This is a genomic window from [Zimmermannella] alba NBRC 15616 (assembly GCF_001570905.1).
GTDB lineage: Bacteria > Actinomycetota > Actinomycetes > Actinomycetales > Microbacteriaceae > Pseudoclavibacter > Pseudoclavibacter albus.
In genome coordinates this window covers 399,275-417,769 of sequence record NZ_BCSO01000001.1, presented here as the reverse complement: position 1 = coordinate 417,769, position 18,495 = coordinate 399,275, and the positions used below count along the sequence as shown (strand labels likewise).

Annotated in this window: 14 protein-coding genes; 5 read left to right on the top strand and 9 right to left on the bottom strand. The window is 64.7% G+C overall.

Features of this window, described 5'->3' with window-relative positions:
- Positions 1-39: 39 nt before the first annotated feature.
- Positions 40-2,517 carry a DNA gyrase/topoisomerase IV subunit A gene (locus ZAL01S_RS01950; RefSeq protein WP_066078875.1) on the top strand — a complete coding sequence of 826 codons (2,478 nt, stop codon included), beginning with the start codon at positions 40-42 and terminating at the stop codon, positions 2,515-2,517.
- A gap of 21 nt (positions 2,518-2,538) precedes the next feature.
- On the opposite strand, the gene ZAL01S_RS01945 is transcribed toward ZAL01S_RS01950, so the two are convergent.
- From ZAL01S_RS01945 to ZAL01S_RS01915, 7 genes are all read right to left on the bottom strand, one after another.
- Positions 2,539-2,865 carry an AzlD domain-containing protein gene (locus tag ZAL01S_RS01945; protein WP_066078873.1) on the bottom strand — a complete coding sequence of 109 codons (327 nt, stop codon included), beginning with the start codon at positions 2,863-2,865 and terminating at the stop codon, positions 2,539-2,541.
- Positions 2,862-3,722 carry an AzlC family ABC transporter permease gene (locus ZAL01S_RS01940; RefSeq protein WP_066078870.1) on the bottom strand — a complete coding sequence of 287 codons (861 nt, stop codon included), beginning with the start codon at positions 3,720-3,722 and terminating at the stop codon, positions 2,862-2,864. The genes ZAL01S_RS01945 and ZAL01S_RS01940 overlap by 4 nt, the downstream gene beginning before the upstream one ends.
- Entirely contained in the window at positions 3,719-5,815 is a 2,097-nt protein-coding gene (locus ZAL01S_RS01935; protein ID WP_066078867.1) for a DNA gyrase/topoisomerase IV subunit B, read from the bottom strand. The genes ZAL01S_RS01940 and ZAL01S_RS01935 overlap by 4 nt, the downstream gene beginning before the upstream one ends.
- Positions 5,816-5,833: 18 nt before the next feature.
- Entirely contained in the window at positions 5,834-6,604 is a 771-nt protein-coding gene (locus ZAL01S_RS01930; RefSeq protein ID WP_066078865.1) for a type 1 glutamine amidotransferase, read from the bottom strand.
- The gene (locus ZAL01S_RS01925) at positions 6,601-7,884 is read right to left on the bottom strand and encodes a Mur ligase family protein (RefSeq protein ID WP_066078864.1); all 1,284 of its coding nucleotides are present in this window, start codon (positions 7,882-7,884) and stop codon (positions 6,601-6,603) included. Before ZAL01S_RS01925 ends, ZAL01S_RS01930 begins: the two co-directional genes overlap by 4 nt.
- 8 nt (positions 7,885-7,892) lie before the next feature.
- Positions 7,893-9,626: an RNA polymerase sigma factor gene (locus ZAL01S_RS01920; protein ID WP_066078862.1), complete on the bottom strand. Its 1,734-nt coding sequence runs from the start codon at positions 9,624-9,626 to the stop codon at positions 7,893-7,895.
- A gap of 208 nt (positions 9,627-9,834) precedes the next feature.
- On the bottom strand, positions 9,835-10,752 hold the full coding sequence (locus ZAL01S_RS01915; RefSeq protein ID WP_066078859.1) for a PAC2 family protein: 918 nt from the start codon (positions 10,750-10,752) through the stop codon (positions 9,835-9,837).
- A 23-nt stretch (positions 10,753-10,775) separates the two neighbouring features.
- On the opposite strand from ZAL01S_RS01915, the gene ZAL01S_RS01910 reads away from it, so the two are divergent.
- From ZAL01S_RS01910 to sucB, 3 genes are all read left to right on the top strand, one after another.
- Positions 10,776-12,257: a leucyl aminopeptidase gene (locus ZAL01S_RS01910; RefSeq protein ID WP_159421539.1), complete on the top strand. Its 1,482-nt coding sequence runs from the start codon at positions 10,776-10,778 to the stop codon at positions 12,255-12,257.
- Between the two features lie 158 nt (positions 12,258-12,415).
- A complete protein-coding gene (gene lpdA, locus ZAL01S_RS01905) occupies positions 12,416-13,789 on the top strand; it encodes a dihydrolipoyl dehydrogenase (protein WP_066078853.1) in 1,374 nt (457 codons plus the stop codon).
- A gap of 54 nt (positions 13,790-13,843) precedes the next feature.
- Complete coding sequence (sucB, locus tag ZAL01S_RS01900; RefSeq protein ID WP_066078851.1) at positions 13,844-15,601, top strand: 2-oxoglutarate dehydrogenase, E2 component, dihydrolipoamide succinyltransferase; 1,758 nt, start codon at positions 13,844-13,846, stop codon at positions 15,599-15,601.
- A 53-nt stretch (positions 15,602-15,654) separates the two neighbouring features.
- Here sucB and ZAL01S_RS01895 read toward each other — a convergent pair whose 3' ends face one another.
- Positions 15,655-17,124, bottom strand: coding sequence for a hypothetical protein (locus tag ZAL01S_RS01895; RefSeq protein ID WP_066078847.1), 1,470 nt, complete (start codon positions 17,122-17,124; stop codon positions 15,655-15,657).
- Positions 17,125-17,241: 117 nt separating this feature from the next.
- Here ZAL01S_RS01895 and ZAL01S_RS01890 point away from each other — a divergent pair, with 117 nt between their 5' ends.
- Positions 17,242-17,964 (top strand): DUF4191 domain-containing protein, encoded by a 723-nt coding sequence (locus ZAL01S_RS01890; protein ID WP_066078845.1) that lies wholly within the window; start codon positions 17,242-17,244, stop codon positions 17,962-17,964.
- A 65-nt stretch (positions 17,965-18,029) separates the two neighbouring features.
- Here ZAL01S_RS01890 and ZAL01S_RS01885 read toward each other — a convergent pair whose 3' ends face one another.
- Positions 18,030-18,452, bottom strand: coding sequence for an RDD family protein (locus ZAL01S_RS01885; protein ID WP_066078843.1), 423 nt, complete (start codon positions 18,450-18,452; stop codon positions 18,030-18,032).
- Positions 18,453-18,495: the final 43 nt, after the last annotated feature.

Here is an 18,495-nt window from a genome sequence, read left to right as displayed (position 1 = left end):
CCCACAGCCGTCGCGCTGTGTTGCTGTTGACAGGACACCATGACCCCTCGCGCTGCTTCTCCATTGTCCTCCCCCGCCGGTGAGCGAATTGATGATGTTGATGTCGCGCAGGAAATGGAGTCGTCCTTTCTCGACTATGCCTACTCGGTCATCTACTCGCGCGCGCTTCCGGATGCCCGTGACGGTCTGAAGCCGGTGCAGCGCCGCATCCTGTACCAGATGACGGAGATGGGGCTGCGTCCGGATCGAGGTCACGTGAAGTGCTCGCGCGTCGTCGGTGAAGTCATGGGCCGTCTTCACCCACACGGTGACACGGCCATCTACGACGCGCTTGTGCGCCTGGCGCAGCCCTTCGTGCAGCGCGTGACGACTGTGGATGGGCACGGCAACTTTGGTTCGCTCGATGATGGCCCCGCAGCTCCTCGCTACACGGAGGCTCGTCTTGCGCCCGCTGCGCTCGCGATGACGGAGTCGCTCGACGAAGATGTCGTTGATTTCGTCCCGAACTACGACAACTCCGAGCAACAACCCTCCGTGCTCCCGGCAGCCTGGCCGCACCTACTCGTGAACGGTGCCCAGGGTATTGCCGTTGGCATGGCGACCTCGATGGCGCCGCACAACCTGGGCGAAGTCATTGACGGTGCTCGGCACTTGCTCGCCCACCCCGATGCGAGCCTCGACGACATCATGGCGTTCATCCCGGGTCCTGACCTTCCCTCGGGCGGCACCATCGTTGGTCTCTCGGGCATTCGCGACGCCTACGCGAATGGACGCGGGTCCTTCCGAATGCGGGCCACCGCCTCCTTTGAACGAGTGACCGCGCGCAAGCAAGGCATCGTCGTCACGGATCTCCCCTACATGGTGGGCCCCGAAAAGGTCATCGAAAAGATCAAGGACGGCGTCCAGAAGAAGAAGCTCGCCGGTATCTCGAACGTCGTTGACCTCACCGACCGAAAGCACGGCCTGCGACTCGTCATCGAGATCAAGACGGGCTTCGACCCGGCTGCTGTCCTCGAACAGCTCTACCGTCACACGCCGCTCGATGAGCCCTTCCACATGAATAATGTCGCGCTCGTCGATGGTGAGCCGAAGACGCTCGGCCTCATCGAACTGCTGCAGGTGTTCCTCGACCACCGCATCCAGGTCGTCCGTCGCCGCAGCGCCTATCGACTGGCCCGCAAGCGGGAACGTCTGCACCTCGTTGAAGGCCTCCTCATTGCGATTGTCGATATTGACGAGGTCATCCAGATCATCCGCTCGAGTGACGACCCCGCGGAAGCTGGCGAACGCTTGCGGATGGTCTTCGACCTCTCTGAGGCCCAGTCGGAGTACATCCTCGAACTTCGTCTGCGTCGCCTCACAAAGTTCTCGCGCATCGAGCTCGAGGCCGAAGCGGATGAGCTGCGTCGCGCCATCGCGGAACTCGAAGCGATCCTCGGCGATGAGCAGCTCTTGAAGCGCACCGTGAGCGACGAGCTCGCGGCGGTGTCGAAGCAGTTTGCGACCCCGCGCCGCACGCTCCTCACCGAGGGCAACCACATTGTCACCGCGAAGCGCGGCAAGGGCGCAGCAGCACAATCGCTCGAGCTCGAAGACGCTCCCGCGAAGGTCGTGCTGAGTGCCACAGGTCGTGTCCTGCGCGTCGATCTCGAGGACCCTGAACAAAGCATTCCGCGCCCCGCCCGCCGTTCGAAGCACGACGCCATTCGAGCAGTCGTGACCACGAGTGTCCGAGGGGATGTGGGCGCGATCACAAACACGGGACGCATCGTTCGCCTCCCCGTCGTCTCGCTGCCGGCGGCACCGGTGAATTCGGTGCTGCTTGGCGCGGGTGTGAAGCTCAAGGACTACGCGGCCCTGCCCGACCCGAAGGAGCGCATCATCCAGCTCATCTCGCTGGGCGACGACGAGAAGCCGCTCGTGCTCGCGACGCGCCAGGGCGTCGTCAAGCGTGTTGCCGAGCTTGATTTCGGCCGTGGTCGAGAGATCGACATCATCACGCTCAAGGACGGCGATGAACTCGTCGCTGCGGGTCGTGCCGAAGACGAGGACGAACTCGTGTTCGTCTCGAGTGACAGCTCGCTGCTCCACTTCGCGGCTGAGAAGGTGCGCCCGCAAGGTCGGAGCGCCGCGGGCATGGCAGGCATCCGCCTCGCCGATGGTGCCCGAGTGGTGCAGATGAGCGTGGTTGCGCCGTCCGAGATGGAGACCGCGCAGCTCGTCACAATCGCGCGCAGCGACGAAGCGGACGATCCCGGCAGCGCGAAGATCACCCCCTTCTCCGAGTACCCCTCGAAGGGACGCGCAACGGGTGGCGTGCGATCGCACCGCTTCATTCGCGGCGAAACGCACCTCGCGCTGGCCCTCGTGGCTGCCGCGCCGCTTCGCGCGAACGCGCAGGACGGTGCCCAGCGTCAACTGCCGGAACTCATTGGCAAGCGCGATGGTTCAGGCATCCCGCTGGATGCGGCCGTCGCCCAGCTCGGTGTCGTCCTCGGTGAGGAGCCGCAGGAGTAGCCGGATCCGATCGGAACGTCGCTACTGGATACCGAGTGCTCGCAGTCCAGCGGTGACGCCGAGGGCGACGACGAGCACCACAAGGAGTGGGGCTTTGAGGAGTGCCGCAAGGCCACCGGCGGCGACGCCGGCCGGTCGCGCCCAACCAGCAAAGTCCTGCCCGTCGAAGCAACTCATCACGAGCACGGCCATGAGGAGGACGATGACGCCGCGGTCGAGGATCGCGATCGCCCGCTCCGGGTCTTTGATGCGCTTGCCGAGGAGCACGCCACCGAGGCGCAGGCCGTAGGTGCCGAGGAAGAGCACGCCGACGGCGAGCAGCATGTCACCCATGTTCACGCCGTTCATTCGTGGAGTTCCTCTTCGTTCGGAAGTCGAATCGCTCCCGTGCTCGGCATGGGGCCGTCCAGGTCAGGAAGCGTGATCGTGCCAGTCCGGGGTTCTGGCGTCTCGAGGTCCGGAAGTGTGATGGCTCCGGTGACCGGGTCCACTTCGGGCGTACTCGCGCGGGGTGCCCGGCGACGGTCGACGTACCAGCCCGCGAACATGCCAGCGAGACCGAGCACTGGTGAGACGCCGGCAGGCACGAAGGGCGTCGTGGCCAGAGCAATGACACCGCCAGTGATGGCGGCAGCCCGTGATGCGGCATCCTCGCGGACGGCCTTCGAAATGAACGCGAAGAACATGGCGGGCATGGCTGCGTCGAGACCGAGCATGTCCGGGTGCTCGATGAGGCCGCCGACCACGGTGCCGAGCCACGAGCTCATGGGCCAGACGAAGATGATCGCGCTGCCCGTGATCCAGTAGGCGGTGCGACGAGCGCGCGTGGTCGGCTGGATGACAGCGAGAGCTGCGCCCTCATCATTCGCGATGTGGGCGGCGAGCAGGCGCGAGGGGCCGGGACGCAAGAACGTCGAGGCGTGCATGCCGTACGCGAAATTGCGGGTGTTCACGAGGATTCCGGCGATCGCAGCCACGATGGGCGCGCTGCCGGTCATGATCATGCCGACGAACAGGATTTCGCTGCTGCCGGCGAGCAGCAGGAAGGCCATGCCGACCGTGAGCCACGTGGGCATGCCAGCCTGGTGCGCAATGGCGCCGTAGGAGACGCCCACGACCGTGAGCGAGAGGAGGACGACGACGATGCTTCGGATAGTGTCGGGCTGCAGTTCAGCGGCTCGATGACGCAACCGTGGGGCGATCATGCGTCAATGGCCTCCTGGTCGATGTGTTGTGCGCCGGCAACGATGAATTCCTTGCGCGGGGCGACGTCATTGCCCATGAGCAGCTCGAAGACTCGCTCGGCTGCCGCAGCGTCACTGACCGTAACACGGCGCAGTAGACGGGCGGCAGGGTTCATGGTCGTCTCCCACAACTGGTCTTCATCCATCTCACCAAGGCCCTTGTACCGTTGGATCGGATCCTGGTAACGCTTGCCGCGCTGCTCGAGCTTCTTCAGCAGCGTGTGGAGCTCACGCTCCGAGTAGGTGTAGATGGTCTCGTTCGGCTTTGAGCCGGGATTCAAGACGACCACGCGGTGCAGTGGCGGCACTGCGGCATAGACGCGCCCGGCGTCGATCATGGGACGCATGTAGCGGAAGAAGAGCGTCAGCAGCAGCGTGCGAATGTGGGCGCCGTCGACGTCCGCGTCGCTCATGAGGATGACCTTGCCGTAGCGTGCCGCGTCAAGGTCAAAGCTGCGCCCGGAACCAGCGCCGATCACCTGGATGATGTTCGCGCATTCCGCGTTCGAGAGCATGTCCGAGAGGGACGCCTTCTGCACGTTGAGGATCTTGCCTCGAATCGGCAGGAGCGCCTGGAACTCAGAGTTACGGGCAGGCTTCGCGGTGCCAAGCGCCGAGTCACCCTCGACGATGAAGAGTTCGGACTGCTCAACATCATTCGATCGGCAGTCGACGAGCTTTGCGGGCAGCGAGCTCGATTCGAGCGCGTTCTTGCGGCGCTGCGTCTCCTTGTGGGCGCGCGCGGAGATGCGCGACTTCATCTCGGAGACGACCTTGTCGAGCAGCAGGGAGCATTCGGCCTTCTGCATACGTCCGGTCGCGGCAAAGCGCTCACGGATGCCCTGAGCGACAACGTTCGCGACGATCTGACGGGCAGGCGGGGTACCGAGCACTTCCTTCGTCTGGCCCTCAAACTGGGGCTCGGGGATGCGGACGGTCACGACCGCCGTGAGACCCGCGAGTACGTCGTCCTTCTCGAGCTTGTCGTTGCCGACCTTGAGGCGGCGTGCGTTCTTCTCCACCTCGGCCCGGATCGTGCGCATGAGGCCCTGTTCGAAGCCCTGCTGGTGCGTACCGCCCTTGGGCGTCGCGATGATGTTGACGAAGCTCTTCACCGTCGTGTCGTAGCCGGTCCCCCAGCGCAGCGCCACATCCACGTGCATCCTGCGTTCGACCTCGCGCGAGACCATGTGGCCGTTGTCGTCGAGCATTGGCACGGTTTCGCTGTAGTCGCCGTCGCCTTCAAAGCGCCAGGTGTCGGTCGTTGGTGCATCGCTGGCAAGGAAATCGGCGAACTCCGAAATGCCGCCGTCGAACTTGAACGCCTGGCGCACGTGCTCGTCGCTTCGGCGGTCTTCAAGCACGATCTCGAGCCCCGGGATGAGGAAGGCGGTCTGGCGTGCGCGCGCGAGGAGGTCGTCCAGCGAGAAGACAGCTTCCTTGATGAAGATCTGCGGGTCTGCCCAGTAGCGCACACGCGTACCTGTGACCCCGCGCTTCGCCTTACCGATCACGGGCAGTTCCGTGCCTGCCTGGAAGGGGGTGAACGGCGAGTCAGGGCTCTTCACCCCATTCGGGTCGTCAAAGACGCCGGGCTCGCCGCGGCGGAAGCTCATCGCATAGGTCTTGCCGCCACGATCAACTTCGACGTCCAGGCGTGCCGAGAGCGCATTCACGACGGAGGCACCGACACCGTGGAGACCACCGGCGGCGCCGTAGTTCGAGGCGCCAAACTTGCCACCAGCGTGGAGCTTCGTGAAGACGACTTCAACGCCCGACAGGCCTGTCTTCGGCTCGATATCAACCGGGATGCCACGGCCGTGGTCTTCCACCACGACCGAGCCGTCCGGGTCAAGCCCGATGGTGATGGAATCGCCGTGCCCTGCGAGCGCTTCATCGACAGAGTTGTCGATGATCTCCCAGAGACAGTGCATGAGGCCACGTGAATCGGTCGAACCGATGTACATGCCAGGACGCTTCCGGACGGCATCCAAGCCCTCAAGGACCGAGAGGTGTCGTGCCGAATACTGGTCCTCGCTTTGCGGTGTGGCCACGCTCAGCTGATTCCTTTCCTAGGAGTGTTCGATCTTCACGCCCACGCGCGCAATGAGTGCGCGGCGGCTCGCTTCGGCGTAGCCGTCCACCTCGTCGAGCCAGCTCGTACGCAGGTTGAGGTCGATCGTGTTCGCGATCGCACCGCGTGCGCGGGCGTGCTCGGCCGCGTGATAGAGCGCGTCGTCAGCAAGGCGCGGGTTCATCGTGAGGAGCGAGCCGTGAAGGTTTGAGGCGAGAAGGTTCTCGCGACGGTAGCCTTCCGCGCTCTTCTTCGTTGCCTCGTTGCCGTGGCCCTTGAGCACCGTGCCGAGCATGGTGGCCTGGTCGATGCCTTCCATGATCGAGTCGTGGTTCGAGAAGCCGGTGACGATGAGGCCTTCGGGCATCCGGACGACGGTCTCCCCCACGCGCTGCTTGCCGCCGCGAATCGAGCGCGTCGGAAACACTCCTGCACCGTTGAGGACTGCCCCGTCCGCGAGGGTGATGCGCTCTCCGAGGGCATCCCAGCCGCCACCGATGGCAACAAACTCGACGCCGCGGTCACGCCAGCGGCGAAGCTGCGGAGCCATGCGCTCAAGTGCCCGAAGCACCGCCTGCACAGCAGCAAGCGGGCCGGAGCCGATCACGATGGCGTCCGCGTGCTCGGGGAGCTCGTCGTTCAGGCCAATCTTGGTGATCGTCGCGTCGATGCCGCGCGCGCGTGCGCGCTCGGCGAGGGCCATGGCGTTGCCGACGTCACCGTTGATGCCGAGTTCGTCCGGGAACAGGTGAAGGATGTCGATGCTCACGAGTTGTGCTTCCCCTCGATACCCGACTGGCCCATAATGCGGCGCAGTGCGATGGTCTGTTCGTAGTTGGCGATGATGAGCTTGCGCCCCTCCTCGGGTGCCGGGAGGGCGAGGAACGCGCGGATCGCTTCGGCGTTATTCGGGATGACCTTGCCCACCGGCAGGTGCTGGTAGCCGAAGAAGGTGGCAACTTGGGCGGCCTTCGTACCGGTCGTGATGTCAACGCCGCCCAGCTTCGAGAGGTCGATGCCGTACATCCACGACGGGTCGGGGCTGCCTTCATCCATCGCGAACATGAGCACGTCCGGCTTCTTCTCGAGCGCGTCGAGGTTCATGCGCAGGCTCGGCGGGTTCTTCATGAGGATGATCTCGATCTCCTGACCTTCGACCATCATGATTTCGCCGCGGCCGTAGACCGTGTCCATCGTCGAGAGCGCGCGAGCACCCGCTTCGAGCGAGAACTCCTCGCCGAGGAGGCGGTAGCCAGCCGTGAGCGCCGCTGCCGCGTCAATCGCGTAGTGCATGCCGCGAGCGGGCAGCTCGACGCGTGCAACTTCACCATGGAACTCGATCGTTGCCGTCTGGCCGACAAGGTCCACGACCTGCGCGGTGCGCTCAGATGCCGGAATCTCGTCGATCTCTACGCCGGGGGCCTTGTAGCTCGGGAGGCCACTCGACACGCGAGCTGCGACCTCGGAGTCGATGCCGAACCAGGCGCGGTCAACGACCATCTCCGGCGCAATGCGGCGGAGATTCGTGTCGTCAGCGTTCAAGACGACGGCTTCGCCGCACATCTTGGCGAAGTCGAGCAGGTAGTTCGCGACGCGAGCCGGGTCGTAGAAGCGGTTGAGGTGGTCCACCTGGACATTGAGGAGGACGCCAACGCGAGGCTTCAGGGCCGGAGCGATAAGACGACAGATCGCCTCATCCACTTCGAGCACGGCGATGTCGGCGTTGAGGTGTCCCTGCCAGTCGACATCTCCGAGCATCGCTGAGACGATGCCCTGCGGCATGTTGCCGCCCGAACCGTTCGTGAAGACGCGAAGGCCATGGCCCCGGAGCACGCTCGTGACGTAGGCGGTGGTCGTGGATTTCCCGTTGGAGCCGGTCACGAACACCACCCCGCGAGGCAGGCGTTCAACGGCGCGCCCCAGGAAGTTGGGGTCAAGCGTGCGCGCGACGTGACCGGGCATGGCCGAGCCACCGCCACGCAGACGCATGGCAACACGGGTCGCGCGGCCGAGACCGACCGCGAGCGGCGTCAAAGGGTTGAAAGCCATCGTGTCTCCTACTCGAGGTAGTCGCGCAGCGACTGCGAACGCGAGGGGTGGCGGAGCTTTGCCATGGTCTTCGACTCGATCTGGCGGATGCGCTCGCGCGTTACGCCAAAGGTGTCACCAATCTGGTCGAGTGTCTTCGGCATGCCGTCACCAAGGCCGAAGCGCATGCGGATGACGCCCGCTTCACGCTCGGACAGCGAGTCGAGGAGCGACTCGAGCTGGCGTTGCAGCATCGTGAAGCTCACGGCGTCTGCTGGCACGACAGCTTCGGTGTCTTCGATGAGGTCGCCGAACTCCGAGTCACCGTCTTCACCGAGCGGCGTGTGGAGCGAGATCGGCTCACGACCGTACTTCTGCACCTCGACGACCTTCTCGGGAGTCATGTCGAGTTCAGCGGCGAGCTCTTCCGGGGTGGGTTCGCGACCGAGATCCTGCAACATCTGGCGCTGGACTCGGGCGAGCTTGTTGATGACCTCGACCATGTGCACCGGGATACGGATGGTGCGCGCCTGGTCGGCCATGGCGCGCGTGATGGCCTGACGGATCCACCACGTGGCGTAGGTCGAGAACTTGAAGCCCTTCGTGTAGTCGAACTTCTCGACGGCACGGATGAGACCGAGGTTGCCTTCCTGGATGAGGTCAAGGAACTGCATGCCGCGGCCCGTGTAGCGCTTCGCGAGCGAGACGACGAGACGGAGGTTCGCGCCGAGCAGGTGGCTCTTCGCGCGCTGGCCGTCACGGGCGACCCACTTGAGTTCACGGATGAGCTGCTTGTCGAGCTTCTCGCCCGAGGCCTCTGCCTCCTTGAGCTTCTCTTCTGCGAACAGACCTGCCTCGATACGCATCGCGAGGTCGACCTCTTCAGCTGCGTTGAGGAGCGCGACCTTACCGATCTGCTTGAGGTAGTCCTTCACCGGGTCAGCGGTGGCACCCGTGATGGCTGCCGAGTAGACGGGGGCTTCGTCGTCACCCGAGGAGGCCGAGAGGACCATAGCGCCTGCGGCCACCGCGGTGAGCGGTGCATCCGAGTCATCCATGTCGTCGACTTCGTCATCCTTGTCGTCGGACTCTGCCTCGGTGTCGTCGTCGGTGTCGACGTCGTCGGCAGCGTGGACGTCGAGCTCGTCCTCGGCGTCAATCTCGTCTTCGACGATCTCGTCCTCGGCGACCTTCTTGGCCGTCGACTTCTTCGCGGTCGTCTTCTTGGCCGTGGTCTTCTTGGCCGTGGTCTTCTTGGCGGTCGTCGTGCGGCGACGCGTCGCGGGCTTCTTCTCCTCAGCCTCCGCGCTCTCGTCGCTCGGCTCAGGCTTCGTCTCGGCTGCGGCAGCCCCTGCCTCCGTCTTCTTCTGGGCGGCCGTCTTGCGTGTGGTGGTGCGCTTGGTCGCGGGCTTCTTCGCGGCAGGCTTGGCGTCCTCGGCGGGTGCCTCTGCGGCCTCTGCCTCGGCCTTCTTCTGAGCAGCGCTCTTGCGCGTGGTGGTGCGCTTGGTCGCGGGCTTCTTCGCGGCAGGCTTCTTGGCTGCCGTCCCGGCCTCAGCGCTCTGCTCGCCTGCACCCTCAGCGGCGGCAGCAGCCTCTGCTTCGGCCTTCTTCTGAGCAGCGGTCTTGCGCGTGCTCGGCTTCTTCGCCGTCGTGCTCGACGACGCGCGGGTCGAGGTGCGAGTCGACGTGCGCTTGGCTGCCGGCTTCGCAGCGGCTGCTGTCTCCTGCTCGGAATCCGATGATCCCGTCGTGCGTGCTGCCATGGTTTACCTCTTTGCTGCTGTGCGGGCACAAGGAAGGCCCATGTCAAGCCCTTCCCGAACGAAAGGCTTGCTGGGACCGTCTGTCAAGTATGGCACGCGCCATGCAGAAAGCCTGCATGCGCGGTGATCGCTGCAGGTGAATCGCATCGATGCCATACCTCGTCAACTCAACGTCGATGGCACGAGCGATATTCCCGTGAGGCACGGGCTAGTTCTGCGCGTCGAACGGACGACGGTTGGCGAGATAGCGCTCGAGCTCCTCAGCCAGCTCGTCGGCACTCGGCAAGGAGCCATCGCTTCCGGCAAAGCTACCGCTACTTGGCACCTGCGCAAGATAGGCGTCGTGGCGCACTTCGAGCTTCTTCACGAGTTCAGCGGTATCCGTGTCTTTCGCCAAGTACTCCTGCATCACATTCTGGAAGAAGCGTTCCTGCTCGCGAAGTGGTTCCGTGGCGAACATCCGGGATGTCGCGGTCGAGGTTGCGGCAAGGGCCGCAATCGCTGCGCCGGGAAACTCCGTGTCAAGGACGTAGTGCGGGACAAGCGTGACCAGCCCAGTCACCGGGTGGTCTCGTTCCTGCAAGCGTCGCTCTACGAGGTGCAGTGCATGCGCGGGGCCCTGCGTCGTCGGTGACCACACCGAGAGGGAATCCACGAGTTCCTGCCGATTCCCAGTCACGGTCAGCTGCGTCGGACGAGTATGCGGCACGGGCAAGGGAATCGAGTGGATGAAGGTTGTCGACGGCACCTCAAGATCACGAATGATCGAGGCGAGCTCCTCGGCGAATTGCTCCCAGTGGAAATCGGGTTCTGCGCCATTGAGAAAAAGGTATGGCGCGCCGAGCTCGTCGTGCAGGAGGTCGATGCGCAGCTCCGGCATCTCCACATCGACGATGGAACCTGCCGCGACCGAGAGCTTTGGACGGCGGGAACGGTAGTCAATGAGACTGTCGGTGTCGAATCGCACGATCGCCGTGTCGTCGCCCTCGACGCGCAAGGCATCCGTGATCTGGCGCACCACGAGTCCAGCGTCTCGAAACCCCGTGAGCGCGCCAACAAGCGGCAATCCCTGTGGGGTTTCGCTCATTCGCTGCAGCCGGTCGTGCAAGGGTGACGAGTCGAGCATGTGCCCATCGTATGGTTATGGCCATGACAGCTACTGAGTTGACCCGCCAGGAATTCACGATCGCCGAGGATGCACTCACCGTCGTCCTCACGCAGAAGGGCACGGACGGCGTCGTCCTGCTCATCAATGACGTCGAAGGGCTTGCCGAACTCGGCCAGGCTGTTGGCGCGAGCGGCGCGAAGGATGAACTCATCCCTGCCGCGCTCCCCGTCAACGGTTCGCTTCGCCCGATCGTGTTTGTTGGCCTCGGCACAGACGCCGAGAACATTGACGCCTACCGCCTCGCCGGTGGCGCACTCGGCCGCAAGCACCTCGAAGTCGAAGTACTCGCGCTCGCAGGCTCGCACTCCCCCGAGGCCATTGAGGCCTTTGCCACTGGCTACCTTCTCGGTGACTATCGCTTCGAGTCGTACCTCAGCGAGCAGGGTGCCCAGACCCCGTCACTCCGGGTTGCTTCGATCGAGGACAAGGGCGCAGAGATCGGTGAGGCCCTCAACCGTGCCAAGGTCATCGCGGATGCCGTGAACCGCGTTCGCGACCTCGTCATGACCCCGCCGAACCACCTCTACCCTGAGTCGTTCGCCGAGCGCGCCCGTGAAAGCGCCGAGCGCGCCGGTGCCGAGTTCCGCGTCTGGGATGAGCAGCAACTCGAGGCCGAAGGCTTTGGCGGCCACATTGGTGTTGGCAAGGGCTCGATCCGCCCGCCGCGCCTCGCACGCCTTGCCTACCGTCCGGCAGGTGCCACCAAGCACATCGCCCTCGTTGGCAAGGGCATCACCTTCGATACCGGTGGCCTCTCGCTGAAGCCCGCTGGCGCCATGGTCGGCATGAAGTTCGACATGGCCGGAGCGGCCACGATCCTCGGTGTCATCGAGGCGCTCGCAGCGCTCGAGGTCAAGATCAACGTGACCGGTTGGCTCTGCATGGCCGAGAACATGCCGAGCGACCGCGCCACGCGTCCCGACGACATCATCACGATGAAGGGCGGCACGACCGTCGAAGTGACGAACACGGATGCTGAGGGACGCCTCGTCCTCGCCGACGGTCTCGTCATGGCCAGCCAGGACGAACTGCGTCCTGACGCCATCATCGACATCGCGACCCTCACGGGCGCACAGCTCATCGCACTCGGCGAGCGCACGACGGGTGTCATGGGCAACAACGAGGACCTCATCGACCGCGTCATCGAAGCATCCCGCGAAGTCGGCGAGCCTGCCTGGCCGATGCCGATCCCGGAAGAGATCCACGAACCGCTCAAGTCGGACGTCGCCGACCTCGCGAACGCCCGCCCGGGCAACCGCAATGGCGGCATGGTGATGGCCGCAGCCTTCCTCTCGCGCTTCATTGGTGAGGATGCTGAGGGTCAGCTTCTTCCCTGGGCCCACCTCGACATCGCAGGCCCCTCGAACAACGAAGGATCGGCCTACGGCTACACCCCGAAGGGTGCGACCGGATGCATGGTGCGCACGCTCGTTGCCCTCGCTGAGAGCGAAGCCACGAAGTAGGCCGACAGCACCCAGCTGAATCCCAGATGAGGGGCCCGAACAGCATGTTTCGTTCGGGCCCCGGGTGTAGTGTCTATGCAGCGCGCTTTGCGTAGATGCGAGACGCCGACCCTGCTGGCGACCCGCACGATTTCGTTCACCATCAAGGAGCTCACAGCGTGGCAGAACAGAACTTTGACCTCGTCGTCCTCGGTGGCGGTAGCGCCGGCTATGCAGCCGCGATTCGCGCCGTCCAGCTTGGCTCAACGGTGGCCCTCGTTGAGAAGGACAAGCTTGGTGGCACCTGTCTCCACCGCGGCTGCGTCCCCACCAAGGCAATGCTGCACGCAGCGGAACTCGCTGACGGCGCCAATGAAGGCGCAGCAATCGGCGTGAACACGACGCTCGAGAGCGTCGACATTGACAAGGTTGGCGCCTTCCGTGACGGCATCGTCGCGAGCAAGTTCAAGGGCCTGCAGGGCCTGCTCAAGGCTCGCAAGATCGAGGTCTTCCAGGGCGAAGGCAAGCTCACCTCGGCGAACACCGTCCAGGTTGGTGACACCACCCTCAAGGGCAAGAACGTCCTCCTCGCAACCGGCTCCTACGCAAAGTCGCTGCCCGGCCTGGCCATCGAGGGCCGTGTCATCACGAGCGACCAGGGCCTCCAGCTCAACTGGATCCCGAAGCGCGCACTCGTCCTCGGCGGTGGCGTCATCGGCCTCGAGTTCGCGAGCATGTGGCGTTCCTTTGGTGCTGAGGTCACGATTATCGAGGGCCTCGACCACCTTGCTCCCGCTGAAGAGCCCTCGGTGTCGAAGCAGCTCGAGCGCGCCTACAAGAAGCGCGGCATCGACTTCAAGCTCGGTGTCCGTTTCTCGGGCGTTGAGCAGGACGACCACGGCGTCAAGGTCTCGCTCGAGTCGGGCGAGACGCTTGAGGCAGATCTCCTCCTCGTCGCTGTCGGCCGTGGCCCGGTGACTCAGGGCCTCGGCTTCGAAGAGGCCGGCATCAAAATGGAGCGCGGCTTCGTCATCGTCGACGAGAAGCTCGAGACCTCGGTTCCGGGCGTCTACGCCATCGGTGACATCACCCCGGGCCTCCAGCTCGCCCACCGCTCGTACCAGCACGGCATCTTTGTCGCCGAGCAGATCGCGGGCCAGAACCCGGTTATGGTCCCGGACGTCAACATCCCGAAGATCACCTACTGCACGCCCGAGATCGCTTCGGTGGGGCTCAAGGAGGCCGACGCAAAGCAACAGTACGGTGACGACAAAATCAGCTCGTACGAGTACAACCTCGCGGGCAACGCGAAAAGCTCGATCCTCGGCACGGCAGGTTCGGTCAAGGTCGTGCGTGTCAACGACGGCCCCGTCGTCGGTGTGCACATGATCGGTGCCCGTGTCGGCGAACTCGTCTCGGAAGCCCAGCTCATCGTGAACTGGGAGGCTTACCCCGAGGATGTCGCCCAGCTCATCCACGCCCACCCGACGCAGGGTGAGACGATCGGCGAGGCGCACATGGCACTCGCTGGCCGTCCGCTCCACGCGCTCTAAGACACCCCGAAGCAAACAGAGTCGAATCACGACTCACTCCAAGGAGACATACACATGAGTGAAGACGTCGTACTCCCCGCGCTCGGGGAAAGCGTGACCGAAGGTACCGTCACCCGCTGGCTCAAGCAGCCGGGCGACGAGGTTGCCGTTGACGAACCCCTGCTCGAGGTCTCGACCGACAAGGTCGACACCGAGATCCCCTCGCCGGTTGCTGGCGTGCTCGAGGAGATCCTCGTGGACGAAGACGAGACCGCTGAGGTTGGTGCTGTCCTCGCACGCATCGGTGACGGCTCGGGTGCAGGCGCGAAGTCGGATAACAGTGCCGACGCCGCCGAGGCCGCCCCGGCAGAGGAGGCTCCCGCTGAAGAGGTCGCTGACGAGGATGCCCCGACTGACGACGCTCCCGCCGCGAGCGAGGCTGCTTCGGGCGACGCACAGGATGTCACCCTGCCCGCGCTCGGCGAGAGCGTGACCGAAGGTACCGTCACCCGCTGGCTCAAGCAGCCAGGCGACGAGGTTGCCGTTGACGAACCTCTGCTCGAGGTGTCGACCGACAAGGTCGACACCGAGATCCCCTCGCCGGTTGCTGGCACCCTCCTCGAGGTGCTGGTGGACGAGGACGAGACCGCTGAGGTTGGTGCGGTGCTCGCTCGCATCGGTTCGGGCGCACCGGCTGCCAAGGCTGAGACTGCCAAGGCTGAGGCTCCGGCCGCTGCTCCGGCACCGGCCGAGGAGCCGAAGGCTGAAGCACCGGTACCCGCATCGCAGCCAGCGCCGGCCACGACTATCCCTGGCCCCCCGGCTCCGAAGCCTGAGGCTGTCGCTCCGAAGGAGGCTGAGGCACCGAAGGCTGAGGCACCGAAGGCCACCGAGTCGAAGGATGCTCCGGCAAACGCTGCCCGCTACGTGACCCCGATCGTCCGCAAGCTCGCAAACGAAAAGGGTGTCAACCTTTCGACGGTCACCGGTACGGGCGTTGGCGGTCGCATCCGCAAGGAGGATGTCCTCACCGCTGCAGAGGCCAAGGCATCCGCAGTCCCGGCTGCCGCTGCGCCTCAGGGCCAGGCCTCGGCGAAGCCGCACGAGGTTTCGGAGCTTCGTGGCACGCGTCAGAAGATGTCGCGTCTGCGCAAGGTTGTTGCCCAGCGTGCCGTCGAGTCGATGACCTCGACCGCTCAGCTCACGACCGTGGTCGAGGTGGACGTCACCCGCATCGCGCAGCTGCGTGACCGCGTGAAGGGCCAGTTCCTCGAGAAGACAGGTCACAAGCTCTCCTTCCTCCCGTTCTTCACGCTCGCTGCGGTCGAGGCTCTTCAGACGTACCCGATCATCAACGCGACCGTCGAAGACAGCGAGATCGTGTACCCGGCCACCGAGAACATCTCGATGGCTGTCGACACGGAGCGCGGCCTGCTCACCCCGGTCATCAAGGACGCTGCCTCGCTCGATATCGCAGGCCTCACCGCTGCGATCGCTGATCTTGCCTCGCGTACGCGTGACAACAAGCTCCTCCCGGACGAGCTCCAGGGCGGCACGTTCACCGTCACGAACACCGGCTCGCGTGGTGCGCTCTTCGACACCCCGGTCGTGTTCCTCCCGCAGAGCGCGATTCTCGGCACGGGCATCGTCGCGAAGCGCCCCGCGGTCGTGAAGACGGCCGACGGTCAGGAGTCGATCGCGATCCGTTCGATGGTCTACCTGGCGCTGAGCTACGACCACCGCATCATCGATGGTGCGGACGCTGCCCGCTACCTCGGTCAGGTGAAGGCTCGTCTCGAGGAAGGCCTTTTCGAGGACAAGCTCGGCATCTAGTCACCCAACGACTCATCGTGGCCCCGGCGCATCGCGTCGGGGCCACGATCGTCTTACCCAGCTGGAGTACTACTCGGCGCCACCGGATTCACCCCGTCTGAGCGTGCAATGTCTCGGAGGAGCCACTCGTCGCCGCTCCCCTGCATCGTCACGAGGATGCCATCGCTGTGTTCAAACACGATGACCTCGCCGAACGCGTCACGCTGTTTCCACCCGGTGAGCGGGAGTTGCTCCTTTCCGCCCGCCTCGAGTGCGAGCAGCTCCCGTTCAAGGCCTGGGGATCCCTCGGCGAATGCTGCTCGAAGTTGGGATACCTCGCCCGTCGCGACGGCCTCGTTTCGGAGCGTGAGAAGCTCCGCGAGCCGGTCTTCGGAGCCTGGAGTGGCGCGCGGCTCGGCGGATGATCCGCTGGATGCCGTTGCGTCACTGGCCTCGGGCGTGCTCGAGCTGGCGGGGGTTCCTGTGCTCACAACGGTGATGCTTGGTGTTGCAGCGGTCGCTGCAACGGCCTCACGCTCGCTGCCGCCCTGCATCGCGACCCAGAGCGCACACAGCGCTGCGAGACAGCTCGCGGCGGCAACGATCCACACCGGCTTTCGAACCTTGCTGAACTCCTCGCGTGCGAGCTCGAGGGCCCGTTGCGCAAGCTTTGGCTGCCCGCCCCCAGCTGCCCGCTCGCGGGCACGACGACGTGGCGAAAACGCCGGTTCGACCTCGCGACGATCCTCTGAGTCACCATCCGGGAGCGGAATCTCGCCGCCCGGCGCGAAATCGAAGAGCGCTTCCAGAACGGCCGGTGCGTGCTCGTCCCCCATGTCTCCGCGCGCGGCGAGGTCAATCAGTTCAGCAAGTCGTTTCGGCAGTGCAGGCCCCGGCTCAAGCCCCAGCTGCCGCGCAATCCCGGCCAGCTGCCGCCAATCCTCAGCCACCGCGGGATCGCGCTTCGTCATGTCCTGCGAACGGGTGGCTTTCAGACGCTCCCAGCTGAGCACGACGGGTCGCCCTGAATTCTCTAGGCCAACGTCCTGCAGACCGAGGCCTTCTAGCGTGTAGCCGCGGTCGTGTACCTCCGCGATCGTCTCCACGAGCGGCGCAAGCAGCGACACGATGGCTCCGTCGTCGAGCGCCACCCGCCCAACAAGTTCCGCAAGCGTCAGCTCGATCCGTTCCACGACCGCAAAGGTCGCGCCGTTCGCACACACGGAGCTGTCGAGGATCTCCTGCTGATACGCGACGCGCAGTTGGGACCGGAGGGCCAGCTCATCGCGAAGCGCCAGCGACGCGTCCAGGGTTTCGCGATGCAGCTCGAGCGCCCTTCCACTCGAGCGGGCAATGATTGGATGCTCTTCACGAGGGGAATAGGACCAATCGTCAGCCGCCGATCGCTGCGCTACATCCAGCGTGACGAGGAAGCGTTCGCGGCCTGGGCGCGGCGGCAGTCGGCGGACAATTCGCCACCCGCCAATGTCGAGGGGAATCGTCGCGTCGGGCTCGTGTCGGGGCTGTCGCTCGTGTGATCGCATGGCGGTATCGTGTCGACCCACGATTCATCCCGCAGATCCGACGTAAATTCCTGGGGATGACGACAAGTTATCCGCCATGTGAATGGATCGTGACATCACCGGTATCCTTGAATCACTATGGCGAAATCGACTTCCAGCGGCACGAACGAGGCCGCAAAGGAACCAGGCCGCATCGCACAGATCCGTCAGGTCACGAAGATGACGGTGAAGCACGATGCGGCCTCGCGTTGGATCTTCCTCGCGGCATTCCTGCTCCCGGTCATCGCGGCGATCGTGCTTGCAGCAACGCTCTACCTGAGCAACTGGCTCATGTGGATCCTGCTGCTCATCGTCGGCGTGCTACTGGGCCTGTTGTTCTTCATGTTTGCGCTCAACTGGCGTGCCGAGAAGGTTGCCTTCCAGCAGATTGATGGCCGTACCGGCGCTGCCGGCCAGGTCCTCAACTCGCAGCTGCGCGGCGCGTGGGTCGCAAGCGACATGCCGGTCGCCTTCAACCCGAAGACCCAGGACTGCGTGTTCCGCGCCATTGGCAAGCCCGGCATTGTCTTCGTCACCGAGGGCCACCCGGAGAGCGTCAAGCGACTGCTCGCTGACGAGCGCCGCAAGACCCAGCGGGTCGCACCGAACGTGCCGATCCACCACGTGCACGTGGGTTCTGGCTCCGACGAGGTGAAGCTCGGTGGACTGCGCCGTGCGCTCGGCAAGCTCCCCGGCTCGCTCACGAAGCCCGAGATCCAGGCCATCGCGAACCGCCTGAGTTCGCTCAAGACGAACCAAATGCCGATCCCGAAGGGCATCGACCCCATGCGCGTTCGTCCCTCGCGCAAGGCGATGCGCTAGTTCTTCGCACGACATGATGGCGGTACCCGATCACCGGGTGCCGCCATCTTTGTGTCTTTGGACGCTTAGCGGCGACGAAGCACGGTCTGGGCGATGATGTCGTGACCGCCGCGGTGGTCGGTGTCCCACACGAGGGCGGGAATCACGATGGCGAGGAGCAACTGGCGCACGATCGGACGCCAAAAGCCTGCCGGCGAACCATCCACGCGGCGGAGGTGCAGGCCTGCCACAAGATGCCCGGGCGTCGAACCAAAGATGACCAGGCCAAGGCTTGTGATGACCACGAAGGCTGCCGTCGTGATGAGCGGCATCGTCGTGCCCGCTTCATGCGCGATGAGCCACGACGCACCCGTGGCGAGGGCCCAGTCAACGATGAGTCCGAGCACGCGACGACCGAAGCCTCCGATCGATCCAGGCCCCTCGGCAGGAAGGCCGAGGCGGTAACCGGGGTACTCGTTGTTCACAGGTGATTGACCCTCACGCGACATCCCAGCAGTCTAGATCGCCGCACTCTCGTCGCGTGTGCCGTAT

Excerpts from the sequence above, each read along its gene's own strand:
- ZAL01S_RS01910 (WP_159421539.1), top strand. The coding sequence starts at position 10,776 with ATGACAGCTACTGAGTTGACCCGCCAGGAATTCACGATCGCCGAGGAT.
- ZAL01S_RS01945 (WP_066078873.1), bottom strand. The coding sequence starts at position 2,865 with ATGAACGGCGTGAACATGGGTGACATGCTGCTCGCCGTCGGCGTGCTC.
- ZAL01S_RS01885 (WP_066078843.1), bottom strand. The coding sequence starts at position 18,452 with ATGTCGCGTGAGGGTCAATCACCTGTGAACAACGAGTACCCCGGTTAC.
- ZAL01S_RS01895 (WP_066078847.1), bottom strand. The coding sequence starts at position 17,124 with ATGCGATCACACGAGCGACAGCCCCGACACGAGCCCGACGCGACGATT.
- ZAL01S_RS01940 (WP_066078870.1), bottom strand. The coding sequence starts at position 3,722 with ATGATCGCCCCACGGTTGCGTCATCGAGCCGCTGAACTGCAGCCCGAC.
- ZAL01S_RS01890 (WP_066078845.1), top strand. The coding sequence starts at position 17,242 with ATGGCGAAATCGACTTCCAGCGGCACGAACGAGGCCGCAAAGGAACCA.
- ZAL01S_RS01915 (WP_066078859.1), bottom strand. The coding sequence starts at position 10,752 with ATGCTCGACTCGTCACCCTTGCACGACCGGCTGCAGCGAATGAGCGAA.
- ZAL01S_RS01920 (WP_066078862.1), bottom strand. The coding sequence starts at position 9,626 with ATGGCAGCACGCACGACGGGATCATCGGATTCCGAGCAGGAGACAGCA.
- ZAL01S_RS01950 (WP_066078875.1), top strand. The coding sequence starts at position 40 with ATGACCCCTCGCGCTGCTTCTCCATTGTCCTCCCCCGCCGGTGAGCGA.
- sucB (WP_066078851.1), top strand. The coding sequence starts at position 13,844 with ATGAGTGAAGACGTCGTACTCCCCGCGCTCGGGGAAAGCGTGACCGAA.
- ZAL01S_RS01925 (WP_066078864.1), bottom strand. The coding sequence starts at position 7,884 with ATGGCTTTCAACCCTTTGACGCCGCTCGCGGTCGGTCTCGGCCGCGCG.